This window comes from Cyanobium sp. HWJ4-Hawea (assembly GCF_024345815.1).
In the GTDB taxonomy this organism is placed as follows: Bacteria; Cyanobacteriota; Cyanobacteriia; order PCC-6307; family Cyanobiaceae; genus Cyanobium_A.
Map to the genome: position 1 here is coordinate 17,095 of NZ_JAGQBV010000032.1, position 10,375 is coordinate 27,469.

Here is a 10,375-nt window from a genome sequence, read left to right on the forward strand (position 1 = left end):
TTAGCTTCCCAACAGTTGACTGGCTCGGGCCTGTGGTTTTGCTGCTTCTGAGGGGATTGGTTGCGGGCATGGCAGCAGGAACCATTGCCACCTTTGCGGCACTGACCCTTTTGCCGGCAGACCACAAGGCTGCTGAAAATGGCAAAGTCTCGCCAGATGTTCAGGCCCTCAGCGGGCTTAGGCAAACAGCTGACGGCGCTGCGGTTGGTGCACTGGCAGGGCTGCTTTTAGCCACCGCGGCCCAGGGGCGACGGCGGCGCGCCCCGTGGCAAGGCTGGCGACAGTTTGTGGTGGTGCGCAAGCAGCGCGAGAGCGCCGAGATCACATCATTTGAATTGCGCCCGGTTGGGGGAGGGCCACTGCCGAACTTTCTGCCCGGCCAATTCCTCACTCTTCAGCTCCCAATCCCAGGGATGGCCAAGCCGGTGGTGCGCACCTATTCGCTTTCCGATTTCCCAAGCGAGGGGAAGGCCCCAGATCACTACCGGATTTCAGTCAAAAGGGAGCCCGCCCCCAAGGGGCTCGATGTGGCGCCGGGGCTGGGCTCCAATTTTCTGCACGACCATGTGCAGGAGGGCAGCAAGCTGAACATTCGGCCCCCGGCCGGCAGCTTTGTGCTCGACACCGAAAGCACTGAACCGGTCGTGCTGGTCAGCAATGGCGTAGGCATCACACCGATGCTGGCCATGGTGAAAGCAGCCCTTAGCTCCGGCAGCCAAAGGCCCATTTGGTTTCTGCACGGCTGCCGCAACAGTGAATATCACTCCTTCCAAACTGAAATCGCCGACCTGGCCCGCAGCCACAACAACCTGCAGGTGCACGTGGCCTACAGCCGCCCGTTGCCAAGCGATGGGGGCTGCTATCAGAGCCCGGGCTACATAGACGGAGCCCTGATAAGTGGCCTAATTAAGGGCCCGGCCTCCTATTACCTCTGCGGATCACCGGCCTTCATGGACAGCTTGGTGATGGCGCTCCAACAGGCTGGAGTTGGCCAGGGGGCGATTCGTTTTGAGAGCTTCAGCCAGGCCCCCCGCGTTTCCCCAAGCACTGGAGCTGGTGCAGAAGGCAGCACCGCGCCCGTGGCCTCCTCTGCTGTTCGCTTCTGTCGCAGCAACACCACCGCCACCTGGAGCAACAACAATCCTGAGCAAAGCCTGCTGGAACTGGCGGAGGCCTCCGGACTGCAGCCTGCCTTTGCCTGCAGGGCCGGGGTATGCGGAACCTGCATCACCCGGGTGAAAAGCGGCTCGATCAACTACCTGGCTGAGCCCACGGCCGAGGTTGCCCCTGGCTCGGCATTGATCTGCATCGCCAGGCCCGCCAGCGAAACCCTGGAACTCGAGCAATGACATCGACAAAAGACGATCTGTTGACCACCTAGGCCAGATCGACAATCCTCAGCAAAGAACTTCCCCCTCAGTCAAACCCCACCGAATTCAGCATGGAAAGCGCCGATTGGCTAACGATCCTTCACCCCGCCCTGGCGGTGGTGCTGATCTATCCCTTAATTGGCATGGTGGTGCGCCTAGGGGTGCAAACCAGGCAGCGACGAATGGGCGAAAGCAATATTGCAAGGACCAGTGGCAGTGAACACACCGACCTGGGTCGCTGGCTCTCGGCCGGGGTGGTGATCGTTGTTTTGATCGCCCTGGTGGCGGCGATCGTTACCAAAAATCCCCTCAGTGCCTTCAGCGGTGGCTGGGCGCGGGGTCTGCAACTACTGATGGTGCTGCTGGGCACCAGCATCTCCCTGGTGGCGTTGTGGCAGGCCACCAGCAAATCGCTACGCCTGCTGTTTTCCCTGTTGACCTGGCTGGGGGTGATCAGCCTGGGGGCCCAACCCGAAGTGTGGAGAGTCAGCGATAACCCCTTCGATCCGATGTTCTGGACATCCCATTACTGGGCAGGGGTTGGCGTGACGGGTCTGATGCTGTTTTCGCTGGGGGCAAGGCCTGAGATATTGCGTCAGCTGCGTTGGCGCCGGATCCATGTGGCAGCCAATCTTCTGGCGGCAGTGCTGTTCAGCATTCAGGGGATCACCGGCACCAGGGATCTGCTGCAGATTCCCCCGGGCTGGCAGTTAGCAACTATCTATCAGTGCAATTTCGACACCCTGAAATGTCCGCCCCTGGCCAGCCAGCCACCCGCCCCTTGAAAGAAGGGCTGGGGCTCATGGCCCTGTTCATTCTTCTTAGAGGCAGTGACAGCACCCTGTTGAAGTTTTTGCAGCAAACGGGCGAAGCAACCCACGCCGCCGGGGGCCCTGAAGCAATCAGTTTCTGCAACGTGTTCTTTTTCTCGAGCCTGGTTACTGGATTAGTGCTGCTGCTGGCCAACCGTCAGAACGTTCAAAGCCAATTACCGCTGCTGAGCCACCAGAACAGGTGGCTATTGGTTTTGCAGAGCTTCAGCGGCTTCTTTTTGGGCCCAATGGCCTTTTTTCTTGCCTTGGCCCGCCTCACGGTGGTGCAACAGACCCTGCTTTTTAGCCTGACGGTGCCAGCTACGGCGCTGTTAGCCCGACTACTGCTGAAGGAGCCCCTACCCCGCACCTTTGCCCCCAGCGTTGTGCTCCTTTCCACCGGCCTTCTGCTGGCCATGCACCCCGCCATGGCTGGCACCACAATTGCGCCGGTCGATAACCATCTCGACCCTCGCGGCCTGTTCTGGGCCCTACTGGGAGTTGGGGCTTTTGGGTTCAGCAGCGTGGTGAACCGACTCACCGGCCAGAGGGGTCTGGGAGTTGGTTTCACGGTAGGCATCACCAGCCTGGCCGCCTCGGTGGCCTTTGCCGTGATTGCCCTGCTGTTATTTGGCCCCAGCCACTTTATTTACCTGCGCAGTTGGTGGGTTCTTGGGGTGATCGGCGGCTACGCCCTAGTGATCAGCCTGGGAAGCCAATGGAGCCTGATGCAGTGCTACACGCGACTGAACGTGGTGCAGGTATCGCTCTGGGCATCGCTCACGATCGTGGTCTCGCTGGCCGAGGCCCATCTGGTGCTGGATGAACCCCTGCAATGGCCGGCGCTGGTTGGCGCGGCCCTAATTCTGGTGGCCATCGGTCTGCAGCCCTGGAATTCAAGGGGCCATGGCGATGACAGACCAGGCCAAGCTCACTAGGGTCGAATTGGTAAAAATTTCCAACCAGTCAATGTTCAAGGCATCCGCACTGCTCGTACTGAGCCTGGGAATTGCAACAGCAGTACCTAACGCCCGAGCCGCAAGCCCCCTTGCCGGTGAGCTGATCGCCTCTGCCCAGAGCAAGGCAATCTCCTTCCAAAAGGCCGAGGCGCCCGTAACCGGCAGCTTCAGCGTGGAGAAGAAAGGAGACAAGACAACTCTGGTCTTCAGCAAGGATTTCAGCACCAACCCCCAGGCCCCTGCCCTGCAGGTGATTCTGGTGAAATCAGCCACTCCCTTGAAGGCCCTTAAGGCCCCCCATTACCCCCTCACCCCTGGCTCCTACACCCAGGTGGCAGCCCTCAAGAGTGCCAAGGGCCCCCAGACCTACACCCTGCCCGCAGGCGTGGATGTAAAGGCCTACGGCTCGGTTCTGATTTGGTGCAAGGTTGCCAACGCCACCATGGCCTGGGCACCCCTTAAGTAAATAAGAACCCCCAATTAAATCTGCTGGGGGCCCTTGGGGTCCCCAGCTTTATCAACCAGCTGAATATCTGCAGCTAAGCAAGGAATGCAGAAACGACGGAAACCATGACCCAATTCCGTCCGACACCAGGAAGCCTGGCATCTCGAAGGCTGGAAGAACGACCAGGCACCCTGCCAAGCCACCTGGCAGTATCAGGGGGATTGGCGCCAACCAAAATATCAGTTCTAGTTCTGGATGTGCAGGGGGCAAAACAAAAGGCCCTCGACAATCTGGAGCAATTAGATCAACTCCTCCAGGCAGATGCTCCGCTCTGGATCCGCGTTAATGGGCACGGCCAGCCAGAATTGATTGAAGAACTATTTAAGCGATGCAATATCCCCAAAGTATTTCTACCTCTGGCCCTTGAAACACCCCAATCTCCAAGGCTGGATTCCTTTGCGGACGTGGTAGCCCTAGTGGTGCATCGCCTAAATCTAACCGACAAGGCGCTAAACCTTGTCAGCGACCAGGTGAGCATCTTGCTTACCCATCGACTGCTGATATCCATAGAGGAGGTGGCCACTCAAGATGGCTTTAACTCGCTCACATCCTGGCTGTTACACGAACACCCAAATGCGGCAGACGAAGAACTGGATGATCTGTTGCACTACATGGTCGACACGCTTCTAGATGGCATATTTCCGATGCTGGAGCAGTTGGCAAGCCGTCTTGACAGCCTGGAAGAGGCCGCACTGCGTGCACCCAGTCCGCAAATCCTCGGCCGTGCTTACCACTTAAGGGGCAACCTGCGCAGAATTCGCCAGCAGCTTTGGCCCCTGAGAAATCAGACCCTGCTCTTTCTTAAGCAGAATCAACCATTGATGGGCCAGAAAAGCCTCAATGGCTTCCGCGAGATTGCGGAAAATGTGGCTCAAATATTTGAAAGCTGTGAACTACTTAGGCACCAATGCGACGCCGTTACCAATACCCATATGGCGAGCACTGGTAATCGCATGAATCAGATCATGAAGACACTTACCATAATCTCGGCAATATTCGCCCCAATCACCTTTTTAGCCGGGGTCTATGGCATGAACTTCGACAATATTCCTGAACTGCATTGGCGATATGGCTACTTCCTATGCCTGGCCCTGATGGCCACCGTAGCCACCATTCAAACCACCCTGTTGTGGAAACGGGGATGGTTCGAAGACTGGTCAAACACCCGTCGCCAGTAATCAAATATGACCCTAGATCACATAAGTTTTGGCACTCAAGACATCGCCGCGACCCAGGCCTTCTACGAGGGACAACTGGGATTACCGGTAATGATTCACGAGCGCATGTTGATGCAGGAGGGCGGCACGGTGGAGCACGTGTTTTTCGATTGCGGCGGCGACTGTGCCCTGGCCTTCATGCAATGGCAGCAGGTACCTGGGGTGCCAAGTGACTACGACACCGGCATCAACCGCGGCCTGGGGGTGCCAAACGGCACATTCCACTTCGCCTTCCGCTGTGCCTCCCTCGTCGGGCTGGAGGAGAGGCGGCTGGCACTCATCGCAGCAGGGGTGGTGGTGGGTGCTGTGCTGGATCTGGATCCCTATAGGTCATTCTTCCTTGAAGATCCCGTAAATCGCCTTCGCTTGGAATACACCACTCGAGTGAGACAACCATTGGCGTCGGATCGAGATCCGGAACAACGGCAGTTTCCAGCCAGTCTGGCTCTGTTTGAACAGGCCGCAAAGCCTGGTTAAATCCAGTTCACTCACACCTAAAGCATCGGGAATGGATGCACCAGGAGGGCTCGCCATGACCAGCACCTATTAAGTGATAATGAACCCCACAGTTTCTAGCCAATTCGCATGTCTAACTCAATCTCCCGCAGAACACTGATCCTTGGCGGCATTGGCGGTGCGGCCGGCATTGTCCTTGGACCTGCCTTAGCAACAAATGCCGGCCAAAGTAGGGAAAGAAGAGCACTGTTTGATCGGCTGCCAGTGTTTGGCGTGCCCATGCCTACCGCATTCAGCTCCTCACTTGAGATCGATCTAGGAACACAACGCCGCTTGCTGCGCTTCTACCAACAGGCTGGAGCTAATGCAGTGCTCGCAGTGGCATCCACCGGGGAGATGCTGTCGCTGTCTTGGCCTGAGGCACTACAACTCACAGGCATGGCCAGCAGCGTCTTTGGGGCGGCGCGCACATGGGCAAGCATCAGTTGCGGCCGCAGCGTTGAGGCGTGTGTTCAAGGAGCCGTGGCCCTACGCAAGGCTGGTGCCAGTCTGCCTTTGGTGATTCCGGGACTGCTTGCTAATGCAAGCGTGCCTGAGGCCGAAGCTCTCAAACGGCTGGTGGCTGTGGGCCAACGCGCTTCGGGCCCCCTAGGGCTGTACGAAGCGATCAGCCCATTTCACCGCACGCTGACACCTTCGTCGCTGAACACATTGGCGGCCCTGGGCACCTACCAAATGCTGAAAACCACCCAGGGACAGCCAGAACAGATCGCCGCACTGAGAGCGGCGGCAGGCGCAAGCTTCACACTTCTAGAGGCCAACACAGCCGAGCTGGCAGCAACGCTGGCAGCTGGTGCCAGCGGAGTGATGGATTTCTGTGCAGCCTGTTTCCCTGAGCTACTGACATTTCTCTGCCGCCACTGGCGCGATGGGGGCCAAATCCAATCGATTCAGCGGCTATGTAAGTGGATTGGCCAGACCGATGCTGTACTTCTGCAATCTCTTCCGTTTCCCCTGGACGTCAAGGCTGCTCTGGCGGCACGGGGGTTTGAGATTCTGCCCCTCAGCCGACTAAATATTAACGACCTGACCAACGAACAACAGGCTGTAATCCAGGATCTCGTGCGTCAATTCCAGGCCCTGTGCCAAGAGCTTGGGATCAAGACACTGATCTGAATCGTGAGAGCAAGCAGACAGACGGCCAAGGTTGACCATCGGGTTGATTAATCGGTTGATTGAGGCGGGGCGGGTTGGTTGGAAGCTAGGGTTTTTACCTCCAGCGCCATGGCATTTCCCAGCCTCTGAATATGTCGCACGTTGTTCTTGCTGTCATGGAAGAAGCGCCCTTCCATGCATTTTCACGCCTTCATGACTTCCCGGTTCTGGGGCATGCCTGGGGCGGAGCGCTGGCCTGGAGAGCAGCGTTGATCCTGGTGGCGCTGATTACTGATTGCCCTGCGTCTCTTTGTGGTGATCGTTCTGACAATCCTGATCGCAGGGGTCAATGCGATCTGGCCCCTTTATCTGGGGACTGAGCAACAAGGGGGGCACTTCAACTCGCCTTGATTGTGTCCAAGAGCTTGGGGACCCATAGCTTTGTTAGCTCCGGTTTGCTCACCACATCAGCGTGGCGATCGGTTAGCAAATCGCACCATTGCGGCTCAGCCTTAAAGCGTTGGGCATGGCGCCGCGAGAGGGAGCGTATCCAGGCACCTCCGTACACCACCATGCTGCCCTGGATTGGCCGAGGGGGCTCCTGCAGGATCCATTCCCCGATTAGCTCCTGGCGAATGCTTCTGTGGATTGCCCTTTGTTTGCCTACATCACCATGGCGCCAGGATCCGTAGCCTTTGCGCCACCAACTACGCAGCCCACGGTGCCAACGCAGCCGGTAGAGGGGATGGAACGGATCAATGGGATCAACCATAAAAACGCCTCTTACACCTACTTGCCTGCTTTCAAGTTCGAGGGCCAAGGCATAGGCAAGCCAGGCCGCCAGAGAGAATCCTCCAAGCCATAGATCTTCGCCTAGATGATTGCCTGCTATCTGCAGAACTAGGTCGGCAAGATCGCTGGCCAACTGCTTGAAGTTGCGCCGTTGTGAAGATGATGAAGTTGGGTCTTGATGCCTTGGGAAGCCCAGGGCCATCAGCCCCACATCGGCGGGGAAACTTTGTTCCAAGGCGGCCGGTATCGCCCCGCACCACAACAAGTTGGTGGACTGCAGCTTGGAGACGAGCTGGGCTTGATCCAGCGAATCCAGACTGGGCTGGAGTTCCAGCCGCTTGCCTGCTGGCTCAACATCCACTGAAAAGACGCGCTCGCCAGGGCAAGGCCCTGCCTGCAGCTGGGGGATGTCGATCTTGCCGTTGGCGTTGAGGGGAAACTTGGCCACCCCAAATAGCCGTTGGGGGTGCAGACGCGGGTCGTCGAGGGCCCCTGTCAGTGCAGCAGCGATTTGGCCCAGCAGGCTTTGGCTGGGTTGATCGAGCTGAAGCCAGGCGTTGAGCCCATCTGGATCGCAGAGCAACAGGCAGCGTTGGACGCCGGGTTGCTGTTCCAAGGCCTGCTGCAGCGGGGTGACATCCAGCCATTCGCCGTGGCGCTTGAGCAGCTGATTGCTGCGCCCCAGCAGTTCCAGCTCGCCCTTTTCGTTCCAGCGGGCCAGGTCGTTGCTGAGCACGCCCATCAGGCCGGCTCGGCTGGGGGTGGGCTCGAGTTGCCATCTCTGCTGAGCCTTCAACAATTGGCCTTCGATCAAGGCCTCGCCCCTGATCTGAAGGCGGCCGATCGCGCCAGCATCTAGGAGAACCTGACCTTGATCACCCACCACCGCCACGTCTTTGCCGTCGAACGGCACGCCCCGGAAGCCCTGCCATGGGGCAGATAGGGGCAAAACCTGTTCGGCGACCACACCGGTTTCAGTGGCGCCTAAGGCGTTAAGGCATTGGCCGCCTGGTTGAGCCCAGGTTTGGAGTAGGGGCCAGAGGCTCAATGGGCAGGCTTCGCCCGTAAGTGAGATCCAGGCGAAACGGGGGCTCGCTTCAGGGGCAGCACCAAGGGCCTGAAGCTGGCTGGGAGTGGCATAGAGAAGCTCGCCGTCCCCAGGTAGGAGCGCCAGCGACGACCTGCCGATCACCTGGCACCACCCCTGGAGGAAGCCTGCCAGTAGGTGCTTGCTAGACGCCCCAAACCAGGGATTTACGAGCATGGCGCAGGGGCTGCCGGCAGCCAGGTTCAGCTTGGCCGCGTTGGCTTGCGCCTCCAGTAGCGCCTGCCTCCAGCCGCGCACGAACAGCTTCGGCGGCCCCGTGGAGCCTGAGCTAAACAAGATCGTGCACCAGCGGCCCGGCCCTACCGCTGGCCCCTGGATCCCTGCCTCCAGCTCCTGGGCAAGGGCGGCATGGCAGGAGTCGTGGGCGTGGGCGATCCACACCCCACCCGCCAGCCACAGGCCGACCAGCTGGGGCAGATCACTCCATGGGTTACGCCAAGGCAGCGCCACGCAACGCCCCACCTGCCAGTGGGGCTGGGATTCGTAGAAGTGGCGCCATTGATCGGCCTGTTGGCCAAGTTGGCTGAAGCTGAGTTCGCCCTCCGGGGCCAGGAGCGCCGGGCGCTGGCCATGGTGGCGTTGGCTGTGCGCCCACAGCTGCTGCCAATGCTCGATCACGCTGCCTCCGGCATCGATCTCAGACCCGTTTGAACAGATTCATCACCACCACGCCGCCCATTCCCGAAGCCAATTGCAGGGCGCAGTGGGGGGTTGGTGGGGAGCCCGGTGGCTGAATCGGCAGCCCCAGATCCGGATCGAGCGGCGCCGGCCATGGCGGCACCTGTCCGCGCTGGAGGCCCTCCACAACCAGGGCAGCCTCCACAACTCCTGCGGCCCCAAGGCCATGGCCCAGGCTGCGTTTCATGGCGCTGATCCAGGGCAGGTTTGGAAATGCCCGCGTCACGAAGCCGATTTCCTCGCGATCAAACTTGGGTGTGCCCGTGGCATGCAGGCAAAGCCAATCGATCGAAGCTTGGGCCTCGGCATCGTCTTGAAAGAGGCGTTGCAAGAGGGCATGGCTCAAACCCTGGCCCTTTAATGGCGCCACAAGGTGATGCGCTTCACAGCCAGACACGCTGTTGCTGAGCTGGGCCAGTGCCGGCACCCCCCGCTCTCTCGCCCTCTCGCCAGGATCCAGCACCAGGCAGGCCGCCGCCTCCCGCGGCACCATGCCGCTGCGCTCGCTACTGAGGGGCTGGGAGGCACCGTGGCTGGCCAGGGCACCGGAGCAGCGATTCGCCTCTAGCAAGAGCTGGGGCAGGGCAGGTTCAGCTCCCACCACCAGGGCAAGGTCCAGTAGGCCCGCATCCAGCATTCGAGCTGCCAGGGAGATCGCCTGGGCGCCGCTGCTGCTGGCGGCATTGAGGTTGAACTGATCTCCCTGCAGTCCGAATCGCACCGCCAGCGCGGCACCGAGGGCATTTCCTCGCCAGCGGCTGAGGCTGGTGGGCCGCGGGCGGGCGCCAGGCACGTTCTGATCGTGCAGCAGGCTGCTGAGATCGCCAAGGGCACTGGCACTCACCACACCGGCCCGTAGGCGCCACGCCTGTTGTTGCAGCGGCTGCCGCTCGCCCCGCAGCGGCTGGCGCTCCGCTGGCAGAGCTGCTTCCCGCCAGGCCAGCTCGGCGGCCGCCAGGCCGAGCTGCTGCTGGCGACTAAGCATGGAAGCTTCCCCGCCATTGAGCTGGGCCAATTGCCGGATCGCCTCCAGGCTGTGCTGCTGGTCAGGCAGCAGCCGGTCGGAGCAAACCTGGTTCCACAGCTCCCGGCGGCTGTGCAGCCTCGCCGTGATCACGGCCGCTCCGGTGATGGCGATGCTGATCAAATTTCTGGCACCGGTCGCGCAATCATTGTTCAGCTCTGCAATCCTGAACCAAACCTTCTCCTGCCTTGACGAACTGGATCCTGCTGCTGGTTGCCGGTGTGCTGTGCGGCTTCCTCAATGCGGTCGCCTCCAGCGGGGCAGCCATCACCCTGCCATTGCTATTGGCCCTGGGGCTG

General features: G+C 60.0%; 9 protein-coding genes. 7 read left to right on the forward strand and 2 right to left on the reverse strand.

From position 1 onward, the window contains the following. The first annotated feature begins 32 nt into the window (after window positions 1-32). The 7 genes from KBY58_RS08440 to KBY58_RS08470 all read left to right on the forward strand — a co-directional run bounded on the left by KBY58_RS08440 (window position 33) and on the right by KBY58_RS08470 (window position 6,495). Window positions 33-1,349 (forward strand): 2Fe-2S iron-sulfur cluster-binding protein, encoded by a 1,317-nt coding sequence (locus KBY58_RS08440; protein ID WP_255003923.1) that lies wholly within the window; start codon window positions 33-35, stop codon window positions 1,347-1,349. A gap of 92 nt (window positions 1,350-1,441) precedes the next feature. Further along, the gene (locus tag KBY58_RS08445; protein WP_255003924.1) at window positions 1,442-2,155 is read left to right on the forward strand and encodes a DUF4079 domain-containing protein; all 714 of its coding nucleotides are present in this window, start codon (window positions 1,442-1,444) and stop codon (window positions 2,153-2,155) included. Between the two features lie 17 nt (window positions 2,156-2,172). Next, window positions 2,173-3,120, forward strand: coding sequence for a DMT family transporter (locus tag KBY58_RS08450; RefSeq protein WP_255003926.1), 948 nt, complete (start codon window positions 2,173-2,175; stop codon window positions 3,118-3,120). After that, a complete protein-coding gene (locus KBY58_RS08455; RefSeq protein WP_255003927.1) occupies window positions 3,089-3,607 on the forward strand; it encodes a DM13 domain-containing protein in 519 nt (172 codons plus the stop codon). Before KBY58_RS08450 ends, KBY58_RS08455 begins: the two co-directional genes overlap by 32 nt. A 104-nt stretch (window positions 3,608-3,711) precedes the next feature. Next, window positions 3,712-4,824 carry a magnesium/cobalt transporter CorA gene (gene corA / locus KBY58_RS08460; RefSeq protein WP_255003928.1) on the forward strand — a complete coding sequence of 371 codons (1,113 nt, stop codon included), beginning with the start codon at window positions 3,712-3,714 and terminating at the stop codon, window positions 4,822-4,824. A gap of 6 nt (window positions 4,825-4,830) precedes the next feature. Further along, a complete protein-coding gene (locus tag KBY58_RS08465; protein WP_254933549.1) occupies window positions 4,831-5,340 on the forward strand; it encodes a VOC family protein in 510 nt (169 codons plus the stop codon). A 258-nt stretch (window positions 5,341-5,598) separates the two neighbouring features. Further along, window positions 5,599-6,495, forward strand: a complete 897-nt coding sequence (locus KBY58_RS08470) for a dihydrodipicolinate synthase family protein (protein WP_255003929.1) — start codon at window positions 5,599-5,601, stop codon at window positions 6,493-6,495. A gap of 376 nt (window positions 6,496-6,871) precedes the next feature. Here the strand turns inward: KBY58_RS08470 and KBY58_RS08475 are convergent, their stop codons facing one another. Both KBY58_RS08475 and KBY58_RS08480 read right to left on the reverse strand, forming a co-directional pair. Next, window positions 6,872-8,992, reverse strand: coding sequence for an AMP-binding protein (locus KBY58_RS08475; protein WP_255003931.1), 2,121 nt, complete (start codon window positions 8,990-8,992; stop codon window positions 6,872-6,874). Window positions 8,993-9,011: 19 nt separating this feature from the next. Further along, complete coding sequence (locus KBY58_RS08480) at window positions 9,012-10,199, reverse strand: beta-ketoacyl synthase N-terminal-like domain-containing protein (protein WP_255003932.1); 1,188 nt, start codon at window positions 10,197-10,199, stop codon at window positions 9,012-9,014. Between the last annotated feature and the right edge of the window lie 176 nt (window positions 10,200-10,375).

Excerpts from the sequence above, each read along its gene's own strand:
- KBY58_RS08445 (WP_255003924.1), top strand. The coding sequence starts at position 1,442 with ATGGAAAGCGCCGATTGGCTAACGATCCTTCACCCCGCCCTGGCGGTG.
- KBY58_RS08450 (WP_255003926.1), top strand. The coding sequence starts at position 2,173 with ATGGCCCTGTTCATTCTTCTTAGAGGCAGTGACAGCACCCTGTTGAAG.
- KBY58_RS08455 (WP_255003927.1), top strand. The coding sequence starts at position 3,089 with ATGGCGATGACAGACCAGGCCAAGCTCACTAGGGTCGAATTGGTAAAA.
- corA (WP_255003928.1), top strand. The coding sequence starts at position 3,712 with ATGACCCAATTCCGTCCGACACCAGGAAGCCTGGCATCTCGAAGGCTG.
- KBY58_RS08465 (WP_254933549.1), top strand. The coding sequence starts at position 4,831 with ATGACCCTAGATCACATAAGTTTTGGCACTCAAGACATCGCCGCGACC.
- KBY58_RS08470 (WP_255003929.1), top strand. The coding sequence starts at position 5,599 with ATGCCTACCGCATTCAGCTCCTCACTTGAGATCGATCTAGGAACACAA.